The sequence below is a fragment of the Tenuifilum thalassicum genome (assembly GCF_013265555.1).
GTDB lineage: Bacteria > Bacteroidota > Bacteroidia > Bacteroidales > Tenuifilaceae > Tenuifilum > Tenuifilum thalassicum.
Genome location: NZ_CP041345.1, coordinates 3,022,534 through 3,044,747, shown reverse-complemented (window position 1 = coordinate 3,044,747; position 22,214 = coordinate 3,022,534). Strand labels below are relative to the sequence as shown.

Here is a 22,214-nt window from a genome sequence, read left to right as displayed (position 1 = left end):
TTTAAGGTGATTTAAATGATTAGTATGATTTGAATTAGTACTGCACCAAGTATAGGTAACCAGAGTAGCAGCTCATTCCAAAAGTTCGATTTAGCCTCGTTAAAATAAGATGATAGTATGTATGCCGTTGGAATGGAAATAATGTAAAAGAAATCGTAGGTTATGCCAGGTATCAATAAAAATGATGCTACCCCGATAAGCATTAAATAAAGTAGAACTGAAAAGTAACGTCGGATAACAATTTTTTGAAAGGTAAGCCTTGGAAATACATTAAGAATTGAAACCAAAAGGGTAATTGCCATAAAGCTAAAGAATAGGATGGGTAGTAGCTGGTCGACATCACTTTTTTGTTCGGTGAAAAGGTTTACTATTAGTGTGTGGTAGGGTGCCCAAATATCATCATTAATGATAAATAGATAGCTCATGTATAGCAGCCAGGGAACTGTAAAGGAAACAAAAAGTACAAACATTTCTCTAGGCCTAAATGCTCTTAGTACCAACAGTGCAATTACTGCCCAAACGGCGACTACTACAGCGGATGGGTAAAAAAGCGTTGCTATGCCAATCGACAAACCTGCTCGGAAAATGTTATCAAGAGCATTTTGCTTCTGATAGATTGATAGCAGGTGATCGATGCTAAGAAGAATAAAGAGTAAGGTAAAAATACCTGGGTTTAGCCTTTGTATCGGAATAAATGCTGCAGAAAAGAATAAGAAAAAAATCAATGGAAAATAGTTACGCGATTTTGTAATGATATGCTTGGTGTTTAGGTTTAAAAGATAAAAGCCAGAAATAAGAAAAAGAAAAAGTGATAGTAAATTTGACCAAAGCTGATGCTTCCCAAAAAAGTCGGAAATGGGTTTGTAAAGTGGCATTGGGAAGCTATCGAACAGAAAACGATAGGTAGGAAAATTGCCTAGCAATGTGTTTGTCCAAACTAAACCAATGGCAATAAGAACTAAAAAAATTACTCCAAATGAGTTACGTTGAATACTTTTTAATAGCATGTACTACCTGTTTTGGTATAATTTCAAATCTTTACCAATATCGCGCCTAAAATATTTCTTATCAAAGCCGACGCCTTCGGCCAGCTCATAGGATTTTTTAAGCGCTTCGTCCATATTTGCTCCTAATGCTGTGCAGGCAAAAACTCTACCCCCTGAGGTAACTAGCTTATTATCCCTAATTGCAGTACCTGCGTGGTAAAGTATGCTATTTTCTGGTAGGTTGTTCGGAAGCGTTATCTCTTTCCCTTTTTCGTATGTTCCAGGATAACCACCCGACACCACAATAACCGTTGTGGCTGTGTTTGGGTTGATGTCGATTTTATAGTTTGATAGATTTTCATTGGCACAAGCCATTAGCATTTCAAGTAAGTCCGATTTAATTCGAGGCATAACCACCTCTGTTTCGGGGTCGCCCATACGAACGTTGTACTCAATTACATATGGATTTCCGTTCACATTCATTAGTCCAATAAAGATAAATCCTTTATAAGGAATTCCGTCGGCTTTTAGGCCCGAAACAGTTGGTTTTATTATTCGGTTTTCAACCTTTTCCATAAATTCGGCCGAGGCAAAAGGTACAGGTGATACAGCTCCCATGCCTCCAGTATTAGGACCGGTGTCGCCTTCGCCAATTCGTTTATAATCTTTTGCTTCGGGGAGAACTACATATGAATTGCCATCGGTTAGAACGAAAACCGAAAGTTCTATTCCACATAGATATTCTTCAATCACTACTTTCTGGCTTGCCTCGCCAAACTTGCCAGCAAAGAACTCCTGAAGTGTTTGGCACGCCTCATCGTATGAATTTAGAATTACAACACCTTTCCCAGCAGCCAATCCATCGGCCTTTAGTACATAGGGTGGTTCCATCTCTTTAAGGAAGGTTGTGGCTTCCTCAAAGCTGTCGTGTGTAAAAGTTGCATATCGTGCTGTTAGTATGCCATGTTTGCTCATAAAGGCTTTGGCAAAATCCTTGCTTCCTTCAAGCATGGCTCCCCTTTGCTGTGGTCCTATAACAGGAATATGGCTGACCTTGCTGTCGGTTATAAACGCATCGTGCAGCCCTTTCACCAGTGGCTCTTCAGGGCCTACCACGAGTAAACCAATCTCTTTTTCTAGGCAGAAATTTTTAATTTCGTCAAAATTCAAAGGGTTTAGGTTGACGTTTTCGCCAAGTTCTGAGGTTCCTGGGTTTCCAGGTGCAATAAATAGTTTATTAAGTAACTTGCTTTGCGAAATTTTTAGGGCTAGAGCGTTTTCTCTACCGCCAGAACCTATGAGCAGAACATTTATCTTTTTATCCATCTTTTAACACTTTGACTACAAAGGTAGTCATCGTTTTAGAAAAGGAAACACTAAAAAAAGAACATTTTGTAATTTTTGGTGTAACTTTTGTTTTGTTGGGGCGTCATACTTTTAGAATTTCGATAATAGTAACGGTTTATGACCGCTAGTGAATATAACCAATGCGTTGATTTATACTCCGATGGCATTTATCGGTTTGCACTGAAAATGCTAAAGGATACCGACTTGGCCATGGATATTGTCCAAGATTGTTTTGAAAGGCTTTGGGTACGACATAAAGAAGTTGAATTTGATAAAGCTAAATCATACTTGTTTACTTCGGCATATCATGCAGCAATAGACACTATTAGGAAGGAAAAACGGAAAAACGAGTATGCCTCTGATGGAGTTTTTGAAACATCAACCTCAAACAGCTACTCCGATGCAAAAGAAATAGTTGATAGAGCCGTTGATAAGCTCCCCGAAGTGCAAAAAACGGTTTTGCTTTTGCGCGATTACGAGGGCTACTCGTACGAGGAGATTGGTAAGATTACCGGTTTGTCGGAGTCGCAAGTAAAGGTTTACATTTATAGGGCTAGAGTGTTTTTAAAAGAACAGCTGGTTAGTATTGATAACTTGATATAAGAAGCTATGACCATCAATAGGGAAAATTACGAAATGTTTGTCATCGACTTTATCGATGGAAACCTTAGCCCAGAGCTAAGGGAAGAGCTCATGGCTTTTTTATTGCAAAATCCTGATATTGCAGTCCAAGTTGATGGTATTGCCGATTATAGGTTACAAGCTACTGATGAGGTGCTACCAATATCAAAATATCATCTAAAAAAATCGGAAAACTTATCGGATGCAGATATTTCGCAGGCAGAATACCTTTGCATTGCTGAATTAGAAGATGATTTGACTCTTGAAGAAAAAAAACTACTAAACGAGTTAAAAAAAAGCGACGATAAGGTTGCTCAGCTTTCATCGCAATTTGCGTTTACTAAGTTAGTTCCAGAACAAATTGAATATCCCAAAAAATCAAGATTAAAGCGTGAATTTGTTTTGGGCATTACCAAAAAGATTGTTATAGGTGTTTCTAGCGCTGCAGCTATTTTACTTTTTGGGCTTTTTGTTAATACGCTAATACTTGATTTTAGCAAAGAGGCTTTAATTGCTGAACATCAACCAACGGGTGGAGTTAAAATAGCTCCTAAAGATGAGAGTATCACTATTGAAGAAAATAATAGTCCAGCTCAAACCGAGATGAAGGTTGCTGATTCAAAATCTCCGAATAAAATTTCGCCAGATAGAACTTTATATGTTATTGAGAATCCAAAAGAGAAAAGTATTGACGAGCATTTTTCTGTTAGGCCAATAAATCCAAAACAACCAACAATTAACCCAATTGTTAAACACGAAGATTTACAAATAAAACCAAATGTTGCCATGGTAGCTTCCATGCAAAGCAGCCGAGCTGTAAAACCGAATGTACAATCCAGCACAAAAGAAATTACACTTGCCGATTTAGCTAAAATGGGAGCCCTTAAGCTAGCGCAAAAAGCAGGTGTTAAGGTTGATGTAAAAGAGGATACTAAGAATAAGGCCAAAAGGATAGTAGTAGACTCAAAGCTAATAGCTTTTTCTGCAACTATTTTCCCAAAAGAGGACTAATCGTTGTAACATTTAACGAGCAAGGGCGTCGTACGATAAAACAACGGAATGTTAAACTTAACTTTTAATGATATGAAAAGGTTTTTACTCTTGGGATTAATGTTTTCAGCAATTTTAAATTTGAATGCACAGGATAAAGAAAACGTTCTAAGAAATTTAGAAAATCCCGATACATTAAAGCAACAGGCCTTAAAAAATGACGGAGATTCTGGAAGTTTAGTCGTCATTAAAAAGGCTATTAAAGTTGTTGATGGTGATACAATTGTGGAAGAACGTGTCGATACTATTTCATCGAGGGTTGATGTTTCTGTTGACGAAAGTGACATGAAATGGGTTACTGCCGATGGCGATACCGTTAAAGCAGAAAAGGGCGATACGGTTGTATTTCGTTTAGGCAAAAAAAAGATGACAATTATCGACTCAAAAGACAAAGTAATAATTGAGGTTCCCGAAAATAAGGTTGAAAAGAAAAAGGATGATAATGTCTTTGAATATAAAGAGGTTAAAAATTTCAAGGGACATTGGACGGGAGTAGAAATTGGAATAAACGGGTTCATGGATAAGAATGGTTCTATGACCCAGAACGGTGATTTAGCTTGGCTTGACCTAAAACAAGGTCGCTCATGGAATACTAATATCAACTTTTTGCAGTATAACATTGGCTTTGGAACCGATAAAGCAGGATTGGTTACAGGTATGGGATTAGAGTTTAACGACTACCACTTCTCAAATCCTGTTTCTCTCAAGGTGGAGAATGGAATTACAGTTGCCGATAGTAGCTACATTCAAGCCGGATATAAGGTTGAGAAAACCAAGGTTACCATGTCGCATCTAACCATTCCTTTACTTTTTGAGTTCCAGCTACCAATGAGCGAGAGACGGAGCCGGCGGCTATATGTTTCTGTAGGTGTGATTGGTGGTTTAAGGTTAGGCTCACATACAAAAGTTGTTTACGACGATGGAAGCCGACGCAAGGACAAAAATCGCAGCGATTTAAATATTGCCACTCTACGTTATGGCTTTACTGCACGTTTAGGGTACAGGGACTTAAAACTATTTGCAAACTATTATCCAGTTCAACTTTTTGAAAAAGATAAGGGACCCGAGTTATACCCATTCTCAGTCGGACTTGTACTAATTGATTTTAACTAAGTGGAGTTTTTTAGAGTTGAAGGGCAGAAATTCTCTGCCCTTTATTACTTTTGTGAAAAAATAATTAAAAAATGAATAGTACTGAGTACCAATTTGAAGAGGTAATCCCTGTTGGAAAAGCAAACCTACTATCGTTTCTATTGCTAATACCAATAGTTCTTATAGCGGTTATCCCATTTGTTATATTATTTGGGACAAGTCCCTTGGTATCGGGATTTAATACTTTACAAAACAATCTGCTCGTTGTTTTAGCAGGGCTATTAGTTTTAATTGTTATTCACGAAGGATTACATGGTATAACCTGGGCTTTTTTTGCGAAAACAGGGTTAAAATCAATAAGTTTTGGAATTAAATGGGCCTATTTAACCCCATACTGCCACTGTAATGAGCCGTTAAAACGAAAGCACTATATTTTAGGAGGTATAATGCCAGGTTTGGTTACCGGCATTATTCCTTTAATTGTTTCTTATATCAATGCAAATGGATGGCTTTTACTAGTAAGTGTTTTTCTTATAGCTACTGCTGGTGGCGACTTCTTAGTCCTGTTTCGAACTTTGAAATACCCTAGCACTTACATCTTTTTTGATCATCCTACCGAGATTGGCTTTATTGCTAATAAAAACCATTCCGTTTCATAGGACCTACATACTTGCAATTGCTAAGCCTGTAACAATTGCTATCAAAAAGAATAAAACATAAATGGCAAGAACAATAATGGTAATTATTCCCATGAATTTAAATAGCGATTTTAAATTCTGAAAACCAAAGGTTACCATTGTTTCACTATCGCTTTCAAGCCCATTTCTTATGCTATTGGAAAATTTGTGAAGGAAGTTAATGGGAAAGTAATAGACAAGAGCAATAATAAAGTATATTACTCCTGCAAATCGTGCTGGATTAGCGCTAAAACTGTTTAACCAAGAAACTCCAACAATAAATAGAAGACCTACTAATACAATTATTCCCAAAAATACATAACCCACTATGGCTAAAAATTTGCCCCACTTAGCAGTTTCGATGAGGTAATTCTTAACCTCGTTGTTAATTCTCATCTCGTTGGTTTGATTCTGAGCATTTTCAATAGTTTCCATTGATGTTGATTTAGGTTTTTTCCTACTCGTATGGCTTTTCGGCTCCGCCTCGTTTTTTATAGTGGTCTCTGACCTCCACCTTTAGATAACTTTGATCTGATCTAAAACGATATTTAACATGGTATCTTGTTTAGAATGAGGTTGGCTCAGTTTAGAGTCTTGTGTACCAGTGCTTGTAACCATCGTACACATCTTCTTCAAGGATAAGCGTCCTTCCTATTTTAACAATAATGTACCTCATAGGAAGGATTATTGTATCGTTATTGTTAAAGTACTTATAGTTAATGGTTAAAATAATGCTTTCTCTGTTTTTTAGAATGCTTTCTTCCCTTTGTAAACAGTAGCTGGTTGTTTGAACATTTTCGTTATTTTCCCAGACTAGCACTGTGTCTTTCTCATTAAATTTAATGTATCGGTAAATGCCTGTAGTTTCTGGTGTCAGAACTTCTGTTCCTGATAAACCACCCTCGCTTTGAACCCATTCCCATTCTCCAATAAGCTTTTCCTTTATCTCAGCTAAAGTGGTTATATCCTCGCTACACGAAAGCGAAAAAAGAAAAACAGTTAACATCAAGTATTTTATTGCAGCTGTTTTCATTTGAGATAAGGCTTTTCAAGAAATATATTTTTACATAAAAATAAAAAATGTTTATCAATATTTAAAAAAAAACTTTTTATCAATAAAACTAAAGTCTATTGAAAATGCATTAGTTCGTATTTGAGTTCAAATTTTGATAAAGTATTACAAGATTAATTTTTTATTTAAAAAAACTTTACCTTTGCAGTGAGAAAAAAGATAAACATCTTATGGACGATTATCACCCTGATAGTTAACCCGGAATAGAGGTAATGTACTATGCCTCTATTCTATAAAATTTTGGAGGGATAGTACATGATTTCATTCTGGAAAAGGGACATCGGGCTTCAACCAGCCACTGAATGGGAACCTTACTGCTGGGTACACGTAGAAAATCCTACCAACGAAGAGAAGCGCTACTTACTTGATGAACTAGGTGTTCCAGATGCTTTTTATAACGATGTTGAGGACGTTGATGAACGACCTCGTATTGAGTATGAGAATGGTTGGTTTTTCATTCTAATGCGCTTACCCTACAAGAATACCGACCTGAAAATACCTTATACCACTGTACCGCTGGGTATCATTTTTAAGGATGAGGTGTTTGTGTCAATGAGTTTTTACAGGAGTGAAGTTATTCCTGATTTCATACAATTTTCCGTTCGTAAAGGAATCTTAATAAAGGACCATTTTGACCAAGTACTCAGGATGATGCTCTCGTCGAGTGTCTGGTTCTTGAAATATCTAAAACAGATTAATAACGATATAAAAGAGGCCGAAGACCAGCTTGAACGCTCAATTCGTAATGAGGAACTTCAGGATTTGCTCCGCATAGAAAAGAGTTTGGTGTTTTTTACTACCTCACTAAAGGGCAACGATATTTTGTTGCATAGAATTAAAAACTTAAGGAGTTATCGCGATACCTATAATCCTGAACTGTTAGAGGACGTGGAGATTGAGTTACGCCAGGCACAGGAAACAACTAGCGTTTATTCCGATATTCTTAGTGGAATGATGGATGCTTATGCCTCTGTAATTTCCAACAACCTTAACATTGTAATGAAGCGGTTAACATCAATTTCTATTGTATTGATGATTCCAACGCTTGTAGCAAGTTTTTATGGAATGAATGTTCCTAATAGCTTTGAGAGTAACCCCTCAGCTTTTGGTGTGATAGTGGTTGTTTCTCTACTGATTTCAGTCTTTGCCCTACTTCTTTTTATGCGAAAAAAATGGTATTAGCTGTTTTCTAAAGTTTTTTTTACGGCATTATCAATGTGCTCGATTTCAAATGGCTTTTGGATATAGCCGCTAACAGTTCCATTGTTAATTTCGTTAATAAGATCGGGAGAGATATCATAACCCGTAAGGATAAAACAGGGTGTTCCAGGCTTAATGGCTTGAAGCTGTTTGGCGAATTCTATACCACTAATTCCAGGCATTTTCATATCGCAAAATACTACTCTAATTTCAGGATTTCCCTTCACTTTTTCTAGGCCCTCGGTGCCATTGTATGCACTAATAACCTTGTACTTATTTTGAAAATTTATTTCAAAAAGAAGTACATTGGTTGGCTCATCATCAATATGGAGCACACAAATTTTTTGAGTATCCATAATCACTGCTCTTTTGGTAGTTTGATTGTTACTTTTGTTCTTTTTCCCAATTCCGATTTAATATCTATTGTGCCATTATGCTCTTTGATTATGTTGTAGGTTATTGATAATCCCAGACCAGTTCCTACACCTGGTTCCTTGGTTGTAAAGAAGGGGTCAAATATTTTGGTTAAATTATTATTATCGATACCACATCCCGTATCCTCAATCTCAATTATAAGGTTTTTCCTTTGAACCTTTGTTGATATGTATATTTTACCAGGACCTTCAATCGCTTGTGCTGCGTTGGCAAGAATATTCATAAATGCTTGATGTAACTGTCCCTCATTACAGTAAATCGAGCAAGGATTGGTGCAGTAGTTTTTGATAATCTCAACTCTGTCGCGAAACTGATTAGAGAGTAGCACAAGGCAGTTCTCAATAATGCTGTGAATATCTACATTGGAATGCTTTGCCTGATCGACCCTGCTATACTGGTTTAAGCTACGAACAATTTGAGCAGAACGGTGTACACCTTCCTTTATAGCATCAACAAGGGGTTGAAGGGTGTTCTTATGTGTTTTAAAGTTTTGCTCAATATAGTTTTCTATTGCAATAATTCCTCCCTGAATAAAGTTAAGCGGGTTGTTAATTTCATGTGCAACCCCAGCAGCAAGTAAACCAAGCGAGGCCATCTTTTCCGATTGGATTAGGCTTTGTTGCGCTGTTTGCAACTCATGCAGTGCTTTTATAAGTTTTTCGCGCTGGTTGTATAGTTCTTCATTTGCAGCGCTTAGCTCCTCGTTAACCGATTCTAGCTCCTCGGTACGTTCCTTTACAAGAAGTTCAAGGTGATTCTTGTATTTTTCCAATTCCTTTTGAGCATTCTTAATATCCGAAATATCAATTGAAATCCCCCTTAGTCCAACAATATTACCATCTTCAACAATAGGCGTGGAGTATACAAGAGCTGGAAAGCGTTCGCCATTCAACTTCAAAGCAGTATACTCTATGCCTTTTGATTTTTCGCCTTCAAGCCTTCTCATAAAGTTTTGAATCGTTTTTCCCCTTTCATCAGGGATTATCGTATCGAAAATGTTGACCCCTTTTAAAAAGTCATCATGGGTAAATCCCATTATTTCGAATGCAAATTTATTTGCAAAGGTTATCTTGCCATTTAAGTCGGTTTCCCAGATTGAAAGGGGCAAGAGGTCGGTTAGCTCCCTGAATCGTTTTTCGCTTTTTGCTAGCTTTTCTTGCGCTTCTTTAATTTGTGTAATATCTGTAATTGTTCCTATATATCCTGTAACCTTATCATCTAAAATTTCTGGGAGTGCGTTACCAAGAACCCATGTAACCGTGCCGTCAGGTTTCAGAAATCTATACTCTGCCCTAGAGGGCACTTTCTGGTTAACCCTTTCTTTCCAAACAGAAAGGCTTTTTTCTCTATCCTCGGGATGTAAAGCCTTAATCCAATTATCATCCAAGGCCTCTTCAAAGGTTAACCCCGATAGTTCAGTCCATTTAGGGTTAACGTAGGTTGTTTTTCCGTTTGCATCGGTACGGAAAATCCCTACTGGAGACATGATGGCAAGCGTTTCAAAACGGGCTAATGCCTCACGGTAGGCTTTTGTAGTTTTTTGTAGTTCACTTATGTCTAGCAATGCGCCAATTGAGCCGATTACCTGTCCGTTTGCATTGTATACGGGGGCACCACTGGCCATAAAAACTATTATCCTACCACTTTTTGAAACTAGTTTTAGCTCATATGCATCCTTTTTCCCTTCTTCTCTTCTGATATTTGCTGCTATTACCTTTTCTTTATCTCCTGGAAAGACTATTGTCTCGTAGCCTATTTTCCCAATAATCTCTTCGGGCGTATATTCTAAAAGTTCTGTGAATCGTTTGTTAACAAAAAGAATTCTATCGTCGTTGTCAACCATAAGTAGTACCTCGTTGAGGTTTTCTACTACAGTTCTATAAAGTTCCTCACTCTCCTTGAGCTTTTGCTCCATTCGTTTTTTCTCGGTGATATCAATAAGTATACCCCTTAAGCCCACAGGCTTGCCATCTTCATAAACAACACTTGAGAAAATGTTAACCGGGAATTTTGTCCCATTCCTTTTCATTACAAGGTATTCTTCGTCGGAACTATTCCCCGAAATGAGTGACTTTTGAATGTTTGTTCTTAGCCGATGTTTGTCTTCTGGTGCAACTAAATCTAGTATGGTAATGCCATTATTGAATTCTTCTTGGGTGTAACCAAAAAGTTTTAGTCCCACTTCATTGGTAAATGTAAATCTGGTATTTATATCAACCTCCCAAACAACAAGAGGTAAGAGATTGGCTAGTTCCCTGTACTTCCTTTCTCTAAATTCCAATGCTTCGCTTGCAATCTTTCTATCGGTTATGTCTCTTACAACTGCAAGTATTCTCTCTTTACCTCCAATATTGGATGCTCTTAAAGAGACTTCCGACCAAAATAGCGTTCCATCGGAACGTTTGCCTTGCCAATCAAATACAGCTAAGCCTTCTTTTTTAGCTTGCTCAATTTTTTCTTTTGCATGTTCAATGGTGAATGGGCTTATTCCCGATGATAGCTTCTCAACAGTATTGCCAACAACTTCGGATTTATCCTTAAATCTGTATTGTTTGAGCATCGCTTCATTTACGTCGAGTATTATCCCTGTTTCAGCATCATGAATAAATATGGACTCATTGGTAGAATTAAATATCTCCATATAGTTTTTGTAGTTCTCCTCTGCCCTTATTTTCTGGTCTTCTGCCTCGTTTAGTGCATCCGATATTTTCTGCAAAGTTTTACGACGCTCTTTCAATAGAGAGTAGAGGTAAATAACAAATAGAATTCCAATTACCAAAACTATGGTTGCAATCCAAACTACCTTTTTTGTATAAGCTAATGACTCTTCAATTGGAATTTCGCAAGCAATAACCCAAGGTTTTTCAGATAGGTTGATATTAAATGGATAATAAAATTTTAGTACTTTTTTGTTTAAAAAACTTGAGTTAGTTTCAGCTGATATCTCTTTTCCTTTGCATGAAGCAAGGAACATTAGGCTATCATTTTTATTTGTGTTGAAACTGTATATTTGACCAATAAGTGAAGTGTCGGAGTGTGTGACAATTTTTTTTGAGGGTGAAACGATATATAGATGGCCACCATTCAATCCTTTGATATTTGCCAAGATATTATTCAGCGATTTGAGGTTTATATCAATACCAACTGCACCTTTGAATAATGAGTCCTGAATAATTGGAATTGAAATTGTGCAACCATAAAAGACTTGGTTGTAGTTTGAGTATTTAAAGTGATATGGCTCAGAGATTACTGGTTTGTTTTTTTGCTTAGCACCAAGATAAAAGAAAGAGTTATAATCGTGGCATGGTACTATTTCTTTATAAACTTTTCCATTATTTCTGAAATATGTAATTCCAAGCCGGCCATTGCAGGGATATTCATCTTTTTCATTAAAAGCTTCGTCTTTTCCGTCATAGGCATTTGGTTCCCCAAAAATCCATGCTCCAAGAATATTGGGGTTTTGGGTTAAGAAATCATTTAAAAGGGAATCTAGTTTTTCTCTTTTGGCTTTTAGCTTTTTAAGTAAAATAACCCTCTGCATTAATGATTCTGTAATATCTAATGCGTTTGAGAAATACTGTTGAGTCTCGGTTGCTTCATGGTATGCAAGTTCCTTTGTTGCCTCTTTTGTTGCATTATAAATGAGATGTCGATGGTTGAATGCAAGAAAGAAGAATAAGAAAACAAAGATTGCTGCTGAGAGAACAGCAATAATTGTTGCAAATGCCGATGAAGAATAAAATCTTTTTGGGAGCATTTAACTAAATTCTACAATAAATCTACGAAAACTTTATGAAGATTGTTAGTGTATTGATAAAAAAAACAGGTTGCACCCGGTTTATAGTGATTCTTTATCGAGAAGATGGCTAATGTTAAAAGCAATCTTCATTATTTTATAAACTTTCCCGTTCTCATCCTTTATAGGCGTATAGGTTTCATAGAAAAGGTAATCCTTCTCGTTTAACGAGAATTTATGGGTCTCCTTCCGAACAATACCTTTGTTCAGGTCTTCCCAGAACTGGGTGTAATTCTTTCTTTGTTCCTCTGTAAACTCCATCTGGTAGGAATGATGCTTCCCAATAAGCTCTTCTGCTTGAATATTTAGTAGTTCAAGATATGCTTTGTTTATATATGTAATGACACCTTCGGTATTGTATTCAATAACATACGCCGAGTCGTTAATGGCTTGATAAAGCGACTGGTATTCTACCGCTTTTCTCTCTAGTTCTTTTTTGATTAGCGATTCTTCTTCAGCTTTTTTAGAAATTTCCTCCTCCATTCGCTTTGATTGCGTAATGTCGCGAGTAATTCCAAATGTTCCGATTATTTCGCCAGATGAATTCTTTAGAGGTAACTTTGATGTTTCTGCCCAGGTGACAGTTCCATCAGTTTTAACCTCCTTCTCAATAATTCCGATTATCGGTTGACCTGTTCTAATTATTCTTTGTTCATCCTCATAGGCGGGTTTTGCATGTTCCTCGGTGAAGAAGTCGAAATCGGATTTACCTGCAAGTTCTTCCTGTGTTTTGCAACCAAAGAACTCAAGTGTTGATTTACTTACCTTTATAAACCTGCTCTTTAGGTCCTTAAAGTAGATTTTATCGGGTAGGTAGTTAAGCAGTGAGTCGAGAAGCGATTTTTCCCATTCTAGCTGTTTTTGCTTTTCTTCCATTTCGGCAGTTTGCTTCTCTAGCTCCTCCTTTATGGTAGAAAGCTCTTCAAGATTTTGCCTAACCTCCTCTTCCTGTGCCCTCATCTCCTCGGCTTGCTGCTGGGTCTTTTCAAGGAGTTCGGAGGTGCGAATGTTGGTCTTAACCGCTTGAAGTGTTTGCGCTATACTTTGTGAAACCTTTTCAACAAATTCTATGTTGAAATCTTCAAACTCATTGAACGATGCCAGCTCAATAATACCATGTATGTTTTCTTCTACCTTTAGTGGTACTATTAAAAGGTTGCGAGGTTTCGCCTCGCCAAGTCCCGACGAAATGGTTATGTAGTTTTCGGGTATATCTTTTAAATAGATAGTTTGCCCCTCTTGTGCACAAACTCCTACAAGACCTTCTCCAATGGCTATTTGTTTTTTAAGGAATTTTTGTCGGTTATATGCATAAGCCGCTTTAAGTTCAAAAAATACCTCGTTTCCGTCGTCGTTCACAAGGAATAAACCACCTTGGTTTGCATCAAGCATTTCAACAAGGTTCTTAACAATAGATGAACTTAGCTTCTCAATATTGTCATTGTTTTGCCGGAGTATCTCTCCAAACTTAGCAAGCCCTTCGTTTATCCATCTCCGCTTCTCTTCTTCCTTGCGCTGTTTTTCCGATTCTTCTTTTGCTTTTCGCAGGTTGTTGTTCATCTCTATGAGCGACATGCCCAGAATATCTTCGTCGCTTAGCAGCTCCAGCTCGCTATTATAGTTTCCTGCTCCAACCTGACGAGCAAATTCCGTTTTTTTGTTTAACCCTTCAACAGTTTTGTTGAGGTGCTTTATCATCATTCCTATTTCATCATCAGAATTGGCTTGGACAATCATGTTGGAATCAACATGACCCATTGCTAAGCGCGAAAGATTAGATGTAACCTTAGAAATTGGATTAAACAGAAACTTAACAGATGTGAAATAGATGAGAGCGGAAATAATTATTATGCCAATTAAGCCTAGCACTATTGAATACCAAAAAATATTTCTTGCTTCGGCTAGTACAGCCTTTTTAGGAGTAACTAAAACAAACGACCAGTTTTGAGGGCACCTGCCAACATGAATGGGGTAAAATACAAAAAATGCTTCTTTGCCATTGTAATCCGTTCCTTCAAAAAAAACTGGTTCACCGTTGATTATTTTTTCTTGTATTCCTTGAGAAGAAAGCACCTTTTCAAAAACGGGTAATGCATCTTCTCCAATAAAATCTTTATCGGGGAATGCAATGAATTTTAACTGTTGTGAGAGAATAAACGCATAGCTACCATCGTAAGGTTTTATGTTTCTTACAGTTTCATAGTATAAGCTAAGGGGAGTGGCAACGCCAGCCAAACCAGTAAATTCTCCATCTATTATACTTGGAGAAACTATGCTTGTCATTAGTATATCTTCGGTTTGGCCCTCGTAGTTGTAAAAGTAAGGTTCTTCAATGCTTTCAATTTTATTTGCTTTGTGCCTTAAATACCCTGCAGATGTTTCTACTTTTTCGGTTTTTTTAGTTGAGAAATTAATTTTTCCATTATTTCTAAACGTTGATATTTTTAGCCTACCATCTTCGTATTGGTATCCTTCTTCCAGATATTTAAGTTCCCAATCGCCCCATAGGGATATTATTCCTGGTTCTTTTTCAAGTAAACCAGTGAACCAGTTAATGTATTTTATGGTATCAAAATTTCCGTTAGTGTAGCGTTGTGAGGCTTTTATTGATTCAGAAATTGACCTTACAATGTTGAGTTTCCCTTCTAAGTCTTTTTCAATTTTATGCGATTCGCTTTCAGCAATTAAAGCAATCTTACTTTTCGCACTTTCAATGGAAAGTTTTTTAAATTTATTACCATTAAGTAAAATTATGAGTAAAAGTATAAGTGATATAATTCCAGTGAATAGAATAATCATTCTGCTTTTAAGCGACCTTTTACTAAAAATGCTTAAAAGGTTAATACCTGTTAGCCTCATGAATTTAGATATTAATAGAAACTTTGATATTTCCTTATTCTCGGGTTAATACACATTACTGGGATGTCAAGGTTTGATTCTGTTTTGCTGTCAAGAAAGACATTATACTTATCAGACATAATGAGAATCAGATCGGCTTCAATAGTTTTTGCAAATCGGAATACCTCTTGGTCAAACGTTCCTCTTTTCTTAGCTGTTTTAATGCCGTATACTATGTTTACACCATCAAGCATTTTTTTGGTGAAGTAAATGTTGTTAGCCAGTTGTTTCTTTTTACTATCGTCGGAAAGGAATGGTTTTATAAGGTTGATATTACACTTGTAGTATTTGGCAAGGTAGATTATCCAGTGAACTGCTTCCTTAAATTTACGGTCGTAATCAACAGGCACTACAATTTCAATGTAATGGCTATGTAATGGAGGTTTTGATACAATGATGAAAGGTAACGTTGTGTCTTTAAAGAAGAGGTTTCTTAAATATTTGGAAATTCGAAGCTGTTTTTTCCCAGTTTTGTACTCATAATATGAAACTATGAGGTTAACATGAGCCGTGATTATAAGACCTTTTATAATTCTTGCAGGATGCCCCTCAACTACAAGAGTTTGTAGTTTAAACCCATGTTTTTCTTCAAGTTTACGAGCAGATTCCTCAATCTTTAAATTGAGTTGTTCAATCTTTTTAAGGTTAACTTTTTTTATTAATGTGTCGTAAAGTCTGGTATGGGGTATAATATGCAAAAGCATAATTTCGTTCCCGCTAGCTTTTGCTAACTGGAGGGCATGAAGAAAGGCTATTTCTGCTCCTTCTGTGAAGTCCCAAGGTACTAGTATGACCTTTTTTAAGTTTTCCATCATATGCGGAACTTTTTATCAGAATTCAAATTTATATGTCCAAAAAGTTCAAATTAACATCAAATTTATAAAATTAATATAAAAATTTATTATAATCATTATAAATCTGTATTATTTTCTAATTCTTTCATCCATTGCTTTAACTTCTGAAGCTGAACATCTTTGTTAACGTTTCTAAGTCGACGAGCTGTTTTTGTGAAATACTGATGATTTTGGATGAATTCAATTTGGATTGAGTTCCAATGGTGTAGCGAGCCTACCAAACCATGTTCATGGAGCTCCTTGTAAAGAGCGTTAGATACCGGAATGAAGTCTGTACGCCCCAGATAATCTAAATCGGCATCGCAAATAATTTCTTCTAGTAAATTTTTAGGTTTAGGTGGGAGTTTGGTTGCAGCAATCAGCTCTGCAATTTTTGAGATTTGTTCCTGTGAGTATCCGTAACGGGGTAATATTTCATAAGCTAGCTTTATACTCATTTCTTCGTGTGTTGCATAATCTATAAGATGTCCCATATCATGAAAAAGTGCGGCTGTTTTAAGAAGTAGCATCTCCTGATTAGAGATTTTCTCCGCCCTTCCTATTAGTTCTACTTGGGTATAAACGTCGACAGTATGCTTTAAATTGTGATAGTATAAATTTTTTGGTAACCCTTTTTCTAACTTTTCAAAAACGAACTCTTCTAAATCGCCAAGGCGGATAAGTTGAAGTTCAGTCTTAAATTCATCATTAGGGGTGTATTTATTTCCTTTTGAAAATTTTGGTAAAAACCCCTCTACAAAGTACATGTTAACATCTCCTTTGTTTTTGATTGGGATCTTACCTCTGGGGGTGCATTTAAATAGGTCTCGTACCATGAAGTAGGTGTTCTCGGAAATGTTAATTTTTCCGGGTTCACTACTTGATTCCATTCTGCTCGCTATGTTTACAGTTGTTCCCCAGATATCGTATGCTAACTTGTTTCTGCCAACAATTCCAGCAACAACGGGTCCTGTGTCTATTCCAATTCGTAGCTCCCAAAAATCTTTTTTGGGGTGCTGCTTGTTTATTCTATCCATGCATCCTAACATCTCAACCGCTGCAGCGACAACGTCTAAAGGATTAGTTCGGTTTGGGTGGGGAAGACCTCCTGCACACATGTATGCATCACCTATTGTTTTTATCTTTTCTATTCCATACTTCTCAACAATAAGGTCAAATTGGTAAAATAGCTTGTCGAGTTGGTCTATGAGGGAATCGGCGTTTGTTTCTTCTGAAATTTTTGTAAACCCTTGGATGTCGGCAAATAATACCGTAACCATTTGGAATTTTTGAGTATCAATTCGACCTTGTTTAATTAACTCTCGTGCGGTGTCGCGAGGTAAGACCCTAGAAAGCAGATTTTCAGTTTTTGATTTTTCTCGTATTAGCTCTTCGGTTCTTAAAAACAGCTTTTCCTGAAGGGTAAGTATTTTATTATTATAATAAAACCGAATATATAAAACCACTAGTAAAACAGTAGTTGCTAAGGCTAATAAAAACAGAATATAAAATAAGATAGGCATGTTATTATAAAATATCCCCTACTAAGTTAGAATTAAACTATATTTTATTCAAATTTTTTTACAAATTAATCAATCTGTATTAAAATCAAATCTACAAACAAATATTTTATTTAAATTTGGGGTTGATATTGGATAAATTTCCTTGAAAATAATGATCATATGAACAAGACTAAAACGATATTGGTTCCCACTGATTTTACAGATGTTGCATGGTACGCTTTACAGCATGCTATAAGAGTTTCAGACGTAGTAAAGGAACCAATAGTTATTTTACACCTGGTAACCGACGATAAGGAGCTCGAAGCTGCTGAGGAGAGTATGTCACAGGTTGTTAATTCGGTGAAGGAAAAGTATAACCTTATTCCTAAGTCAATAATAAAAAAGGGAAATTACCTGACAGATATAGCTAAAACAGCCGATGAACTGGATGCTAGCATGATTATAATGGGTTCTTCCACGGTAAAAGAGATGGATGAAAATAAAGTATCGTGGGTGCTTAAACTGATTACAAGTTGTAAGGTGCCCTTTATTACCATCCAAGAACCTCCTGTTAATAAACGATACGATGACATTGTTTTTCCAGTTGACTTTACCCTTCAGAACAGGGAAAAGCATGAATGGATACCCTATTTCTCCGATTACTACCTTTCTCGTTTCCATATCATTAAACCAAATACTTCTGACCCCGAACAGATGGCAAAAATTGACCTTAACCTAGCTTCTGCCAAAAAGTTTCTTGAGGAGAAAGGGGCAAAGTTTATTGAGTATACAGTTCCTGGTGTAAAAAAATATGAGGAAGAGGTACTCGATATGGCAGTCAATATTAGAGCCGACTTAATTGTAATTATGACCACACCAACCGATAAAAACGGTGAGTTTATTGTAGAACCAGGAGAACAGTATATTCTTGCTAATGCAGGACATATCCCTGTTATGAGTATAAATCCTCGTTAAAACGCATCTATGACAGGAAGTAGGGTAGAACTTGTGTTCGCAACAAATAACGAGCACAAGCTGAAAGAGGTGCAACATATCCTGGGTAAGGGTATTAAGTTGATGTCTTTGAGCGATGTAGGTTTTTCGGCCGAAATCCCTGAAGATTATGATACATTAGAGGATAACGCTTTACAGAAAGCACGTTTTGTATATTCCAAAACAGGAAAGAACTGTTTTGCCGATGATACAGGACTTGAAGTTGAAGCTCTTAACTGGGAACCAGGTGTTTATAGCGCTCGTTATGCTGGTGAGACCCGAAATCCTAAAGACAACATTAAAAAGCTATTAGCAAATTTAAAGGGAGTTTCAAATAGAAGAGCTCGTTTCCGTACTGTAATAGCTCTAATTCTAAATGGAGAAGAGTACTTGTTCGAAGGGGTTGTTTGGGGTAAGATTATCGATAACGAGATAGGTGCCGATGGGTTTGGATACGATCCAATATTTATACCCGAAGGTTATAATGAAACATTTGCTCAAATGCCATTGTCGATTAAAAATAAAATAAGTCACCGGGGGAGGGCTGTTGAAAAATTACAAGAGTTTATTCAGAACCATTTCTAGCAATAATTTGTTAGTTTACTCGTTTTGATGATTGTCCCCAAAATTTTTATGCAATACTTTTGATAATGAATTATCGTGTCAAATTGCTTGTTCTCCTACTATTCTGTTTGAAGGTCTCTGTTTTTGGACAGCCACCCGTTGGGAAATGGACCGATTACTTCTCCTTTAACAACGCGCGCTCGGTTTCCTCAACGGGTAACATGATTTATTGTGCTTCTGAAAACGGTTTTTTTACTTATCGCATAACAACAGGCGAAATTAACAAGTTCACCAAAACTAATGGTTTGAGTGAGGTGGACTTAACAGCTATTACTTACATACCAGAACTAAAACTTACTGTGGTAGGATACAAATCGGGTAATATTGATTTTATATTCGATAACGGAACAATTAAAGAACTTCCATTCATTAAAGATAAACCAATGAGTGGGAGTAAGCAAATAAACCATTTTCTATATTACAACTCTTTAATTTATACATCAACTGATTTTGGGATTGTGGTTATTGATGTGGAAAATGAAGAGGTAAAAGATGCTTATTATGTTGTTCAAAGTTCTGGCTCCGTTAAAGTTAGAAGGTTAGCAGTATGGAACCAGAGGTTTTGGGCGGCTACTTCCGATGGTATATATAGCGCTGATGTAACTGATCCATTACTAATTAGCTATGAGCGATGGACTAAGGAAGCCTTTTTTAGTAATCCTTCGGCCGAATGTGTCTCTGTTGCATCAAACACTAACAGTATAGTTGCTGTAGAGAGGGGAGTTGTAAGTGATATTGTTTGGGCAAATAGTGGAACCGGATGGTTTGAAGTCGACAGAGCTTTAACCGAAGTTGTTGGGCTTGCAATGTCAAACAAAAAGTTTTGGGTTTATAATAAGAATGAGATACAAGCCTTTCTAAATAATTGGACCAAAGCAGAGCTAATAAATAGCTATTCTTTTGGTGTAAAACCAAATGTTTCGGATTGCACACCTGTTGATGATAATGATTTCTTGGCTGTTGCCGATCAGGTTTATGGTTTGGTCTTAATTGGAGCAAATACCGATAATGTTTATTTACCTTCTGGTCCATTTAATAATAAATTCTTTCATGTTGATGCAAGTTCTAGCCTCGTTGTTGCTGCTTCTGGGGCGTACGACGCTGCAATGGGAAATGTTTGGTTGCCTTTTATTGCGCATCGGTTCAACAATGGGTCTTGGAGTTTTTATGCCGATTGGAGCGTGTGGGATGCAGTAAAAGTAAAATTTGATCCGAATAAGCCTACCCATTATTTTGTTGCTAGCTGGGGGGGAGGCCTATATGAATTTGAAGGCGATGAACTGGTTGAACATTATACACCTGAAAATAGTTCGCTTCAAAGTGTTTTCCCTGGTCAGGCATTCTGCCGTATTGCAGGTGTCGATTTTGACCGATGGGGAAATATTTGGGTTGCAAACTCTGAGGTTTCAAATCCTATCTCGGTTCGTTCTACCAATGGCGATTGGTTTTCGTTTCCCTATGCATCAGCCATTGGAACACCAAAAATACTGTCGTTAACAATCTCACGCGATGGCCTTATATGGTTAGCCTTAGCCAGAGATAATGGTCTCTTTGTCCTAAATCCAGGTGGCGATATCCAAAACAGCAACGATGATGTTTATCTTAAATTTCGCCCTCGAGATGTAAATGGGAATTTGTTACCAAATGAAATTAGTTGTTTAACATTTGACAGAGATGGGTACTTGTGGCTTGGCACAAACCATGGAGTACTTGTAACATATAATCCTAGTGGTGTGTTTCAAGGCGAGGCCCTATTCACTAAAGTTAAAATACCTGACGTAGTAGAAGGGCTAGCAGTATACCTTTTAGAAAACGAGGAAGTTACTTGTATTGAGGTGGATGGGGGAAATAGGAAGTGGTTTGGGACATCTAAATCGGGCATTTATCTTTTTTCTGAAGATGGAACAGAGCAGATATATCACTTCACATCTGATAATAGTCCATTACCTTCAAATACTATTTTAAGCATTAAAGTTCATCCGTTAACGGGCGAAGTTTTCATTGCAACAGATAAGGGGTTAGTTTCATTTAGGGGTGATGCAAGTGAACCGGCTAATTCTTTTGGTAAGGTTTATGCTTTTCCAAATCCTGTCAGAGAAAATTATAATGGGTTAATTACCATTGCAGGTTTAATGGAAAATAGTGTTGTTAAAATTACCGATCTGTCAGGGAACTTAGTTTACGAAACTCGTTCTAATGGAGGGTATGCAACCTGGAATGGAAGAAATGGTAATGGCACAAAAGTTGCAACTGGTGTTTACCTTGTTTTTTGTTCCGATTCAAAAGGCGATCAGTCTGTTGTTACAAAATTACTTTTTATAAAATAAAGATGTTAGCTGAGAGTAGGGTAGTTGTTTTAAGAACGGTAAGATATAAAGAGAATAGCTTAATTGTTAGCTGCTATAGTAGAGACTTTGGTAGAACCACCTTGTTGGTGAATAGAGCGTTTCAGAAGGGGCGGAAAGCTGGTTTGAATGTTTATTTTCAACCTCTAACGGTTCTTGATACTGTATTTTATAATCGTCCCAACACCGAAGTTCATAGGCTGAAGGAGTTAGGATTAGTACATGCCTTCGGCTCATTGCATCAAGATCCGATTAAACTTACCATTTCCGTTTTTATAAGCGAACTAATATATAGAACGGTTAAGGAGGAGGAGCCTAATCCTCATTTGTTTACATTTATTGAGAATTCAATAGTTATTCTCGATCATCTTCATTCAGGAATTTCAAATTTTCACTTAATCTTTATGGTTCAACTTGCTAGGTATTTAGGCTTTTATCCTATTAATAGTTGGACTGAAGATAACTGTATTTTTGACTACAAGAATGGGAAATTCACAAATGTTGAACCAGCTAATGGTTTTTACCTGTGTAAAAGTACAAGTCAACTTCTAGGTGAGATAATGAAAACTCCTATGCTAAATGCCGATAAGATAAATCTTAATCGGAAACAGCGGAACGAGATAATAGAAGGTATTACTGCTTTTTATCGCTTTCATCTTGGTTCTGGAATCAGATTTAAAACACTCCCAATACTTAATCAACTTTTTAATTGAGCCTTTTATCAATCTCCTTAGCCTGTATGT

At 36.8% G+C, this 22,214-nt stretch carries 18 protein-coding genes; 9 read left to right on the top strand and 9 right to left on the bottom strand.

Going from position 1 to position 22,214, the window contains the following annotated elements; translation table 11 throughout:
- Window positions 1–11 precede the first annotated feature (11 nt).
- Window positions 12–1,007 (bottom strand): DUF6427 family protein, encoded by a 996-nt coding sequence (locus FHG85_RS12560; protein WP_173076446.1) that lies wholly within the window; start codon window positions 1,005–1,007, stop codon window positions 12–14.
- A 3-nt stretch (window positions 1,008–1,010) separates the two neighbouring features.
- Window positions 1,011–2,300: a phosphoribosylamine--glycine ligase gene (purD, locus tag FHG85_RS12555; RefSeq protein WP_173076882.1), complete on the bottom strand. Its 1,290-nt coding sequence runs from the start codon at window positions 2,298–2,300 to the stop codon at window positions 1,011–1,013.
- Between the two features lie 150 nt (window positions 2,301–2,450).
- Here purD and FHG85_RS12550 point away from each other — a divergent pair, with 150 nt between their 5' ends.
- From FHG85_RS12550 to FHG85_RS12535, 4 genes are all read left to right on the top strand, one after another.
- The gene (locus tag FHG85_RS12550) at window positions 2,451–2,936 is read left to right on the top strand and encodes an RNA polymerase sigma factor (protein WP_173076444.1); all 486 of its coding nucleotides are present in this window, start codon (window positions 2,451–2,453) and stop codon (window positions 2,934–2,936) included.
- Between the two features lie 6 nt (window positions 2,937–2,942).
- Entirely contained in the window at window positions 2,943–3,965 is a 1,023-nt protein-coding gene (locus tag FHG85_RS12545; protein WP_173076442.1) for a hypothetical protein, read from the top strand.
- 72 nt (window positions 3,966–4,037) lie between these two features.
- Window positions 4,038–5,117 (top strand): outer membrane beta-barrel protein, encoded by a 1,080-nt coding sequence (locus tag FHG85_RS12540; RefSeq protein WP_173076440.1) that lies wholly within the window; start codon window positions 4,038–4,040, stop codon window positions 5,115–5,117.
- Window positions 5,118–5,188: 71 nt separating this feature from the next.
- A complete protein-coding gene (locus FHG85_RS12535) occupies window positions 5,189–5,755 on the top strand; it encodes a DUF3267 domain-containing protein (protein WP_173076438.1) in 567 nt (188 codons plus the stop codon).
- A gap of 3 nt (window positions 5,756–5,758) precedes the next feature.
- Here FHG85_RS12535 and FHG85_RS12530 read toward each other — a convergent pair whose 3' ends face one another.
- Window positions 5,759–6,208: a DUF5362 family protein gene (locus FHG85_RS12530; RefSeq protein ID WP_173076436.1), complete on the bottom strand. Its 450-nt coding sequence runs from the start codon at window positions 6,206–6,208 to the stop codon at window positions 5,759–5,761.
- Window positions 6,209–6,359: 151 nt separating this feature from the next.
- Complete coding sequence (locus FHG85_RS12525; protein WP_173076434.1) at window positions 6,360–6,806, bottom strand: hypothetical protein; 447 nt, start codon at window positions 6,804–6,806, stop codon at window positions 6,360–6,362.
- A 294-nt stretch (window positions 6,807–7,100) separates the two neighbouring features.
- On the opposite strand from FHG85_RS12525, the gene FHG85_RS12520 reads away from it, so the two are divergent.
- Window positions 7,101–8,027 (top strand): magnesium transporter CorA family protein, encoded by a 927-nt coding sequence (locus FHG85_RS12520; RefSeq protein ID WP_173076431.1) that lies wholly within the window; start codon window positions 7,101–7,103, stop codon window positions 8,025–8,027.
- On the opposite strand, the gene FHG85_RS12515 is transcribed toward FHG85_RS12520, so the two are convergent.
- From FHG85_RS12515 to FHG85_RS12495, 5 genes are all read right to left on the bottom strand, one after another.
- Window positions 8,024–8,401 (bottom strand): response regulator, encoded by a 378-nt coding sequence (locus FHG85_RS12515; protein ID WP_173076429.1) that lies wholly within the window; start codon window positions 8,399–8,401, stop codon window positions 8,024–8,026. The two genes, FHG85_RS12520 and FHG85_RS12515, sit on opposite strands and share 4 nt — an antisense overlap.
- A 2-nt stretch (window positions 8,402–8,403) precedes the next feature.
- A complete protein-coding gene (locus tag FHG85_RS12510) occupies window positions 8,404–12,237 on the bottom strand; it encodes a PAS domain S-box protein (protein ID WP_173076427.1) in 3,834 nt (1,277 codons plus the stop codon).
- A gap of 81 nt (window positions 12,238–12,318) precedes the next feature.
- Window positions 12,319–15,135 (bottom strand): PAS domain-containing protein, encoded by a 2,817-nt coding sequence (locus FHG85_RS12505; protein WP_173076424.1) that lies wholly within the window; start codon window positions 15,133–15,135, stop codon window positions 12,319–12,321.
- 11 nt (window positions 15,136–15,146) lie between these two features.
- The gene (locus FHG85_RS12500; protein WP_173076422.1) at window positions 15,147–15,989 is read right to left on the bottom strand and encodes a universal stress protein; all 843 of its coding nucleotides are present in this window, start codon (window positions 15,987–15,989) and stop codon (window positions 15,147–15,149) included.
- 95 nt (window positions 15,990–16,084) lie between these two features.
- Complete coding sequence (locus FHG85_RS12495; protein WP_173076420.1) at window positions 16,085–17,530, bottom strand: adenylate/guanylate cyclase domain-containing protein; 1,446 nt, start codon at window positions 17,528–17,530, stop codon at window positions 16,085–16,087.
- 159 nt (window positions 17,531–17,689) lie between these two features.
- Here FHG85_RS12495 and FHG85_RS12490 point away from each other — a divergent pair, with 159 nt between their 5' ends.
- From FHG85_RS12490 to recO, 4 genes are all read left to right on the top strand, one after another.
- Window positions 17,690–18,484, top strand: a complete 795-nt coding sequence (locus FHG85_RS12490) for a universal stress protein (protein ID WP_173076418.1) — start codon at window positions 17,690–17,692, stop codon at window positions 18,482–18,484.
- A 9-nt stretch (window positions 18,485–18,493) separates the two neighbouring features.
- A complete protein-coding gene (locus FHG85_RS12485; RefSeq protein ID WP_173076416.1) occupies window positions 18,494–19,087 on the top strand; it encodes a non-canonical purine NTP diphosphatase in 594 nt (197 codons plus the stop codon).
- Between the two features lie 65 nt (window positions 19,088–19,152).
- Window positions 19,153–21,453: a type IX secretion system anionic LPS delivery protein PorZ gene (gene porZ, locus FHG85_RS12480; RefSeq protein WP_173076414.1), complete on the top strand. Its 2,301-nt coding sequence runs from the start codon at window positions 19,153–19,155 to the stop codon at window positions 21,451–21,453.
- 2 nt (window positions 21,454–21,455) lie between these two features.
- On the top strand, window positions 21,456–22,184 hold the full coding sequence (gene recO / locus FHG85_RS12475) for a DNA repair protein RecO (protein WP_173076412.1): 729 nt from the start codon (window positions 21,456–21,458) through the stop codon (window positions 22,182–22,184).
- The last annotated feature ends 30 nt before the right edge of the window (window positions 22,185–22,214 follow it).

Bases quoted from the DNA above. Each gene is read 5' to 3' on its own strand.
- FHG85_RS12560 (WP_173076446.1), bottom strand. From the start codon at position 1,007: ATGCTATTAAAAAGTATTCAACGTAACTCATTTGGAGTAATTTTTTTA.
- FHG85_RS12550 (WP_173076444.1), top strand. From the start codon at position 2,451: ATGACCGCTAGTGAATATAACCAATGCGTTGATTTATACTCCGATGGC.
- FHG85_RS12545 (WP_173076442.1), top strand. From the start codon at position 2,943: ATGACCATCAATAGGGAAAATTACGAAATGTTTGTCATCGACTTTATC.
- FHG85_RS12540 (WP_173076440.1), top strand. From the start codon at position 4,038: ATGAAAAGGTTTTTACTCTTGGGATTAATGTTTTCAGCAATTTTAAAT.
- FHG85_RS12535 (WP_173076438.1), top strand. From the start codon at position 5,189: ATGAATAGTACTGAGTACCAATTTGAAGAGGTAATCCCTGTTGGAAAA.
- FHG85_RS12530 (WP_173076436.1), bottom strand. From the start codon at position 6,208: ATGGAAACTATTGAAAATGCTCAGAATCAAACCAACGAGATGAGAATT.
- FHG85_RS12525 (WP_173076434.1), bottom strand. From the start codon at position 6,806: ATGAAAACAGCTGCAATAAAATACTTGATGTTAACTGTTTTTCTTTTT.
- FHG85_RS12520 (WP_173076431.1), top strand. From the start codon at position 7,101: ATGATTTCATTCTGGAAAAGGGACATCGGGCTTCAACCAGCCACTGAA.
- FHG85_RS12515 (WP_173076429.1), bottom strand. From the start codon at position 8,401: ATGGATACTCAAAAAATTTGTGTGCTCCATATTGATGATGAGCCAACC.
- FHG85_RS12510 (WP_173076427.1), bottom strand. From the start codon at position 12,237: ATGCTCCCAAAAAGATTTTATTCTTCATCGGCATTTGCAACAATTATT.
- FHG85_RS12505 (WP_173076424.1), bottom strand. From the start codon at position 15,135: ATGAGGCTAACAGGTATTAACCTTTTAAGCATTTTTAGTAAAAGGTCG.
- FHG85_RS12500 (WP_173076422.1), bottom strand. From the start codon at position 15,989: ATGATGGAAAACTTAAAAAAGGTCATACTAGTACCTTGGGACTTCACA.
- FHG85_RS12495 (WP_173076420.1), bottom strand. From the start codon at position 17,530: ATGCCTATCTTATTTTATATTCTGTTTTTATTAGCCTTAGCAACTACT.
- FHG85_RS12490 (WP_173076418.1), top strand. From the start codon at position 17,690: ATGAACAAGACTAAAACGATATTGGTTCCCACTGATTTTACAGATGTT.
- FHG85_RS12485 (WP_173076416.1), top strand. From the start codon at position 18,494: ATGACAGGAAGTAGGGTAGAACTTGTGTTCGCAACAAATAACGAGCAC.
- porZ (WP_173076414.1), top strand. From the start codon at position 19,153: ATGAATTATCGTGTCAAATTGCTTGTTCTCCTACTATTCTGTTTGAAG.
- recO (WP_173076412.1), top strand. From the start codon at position 21,456: ATGTTAGCTGAGAGTAGGGTAGTTGTTTTAAGAACGGTAAGATATAAA.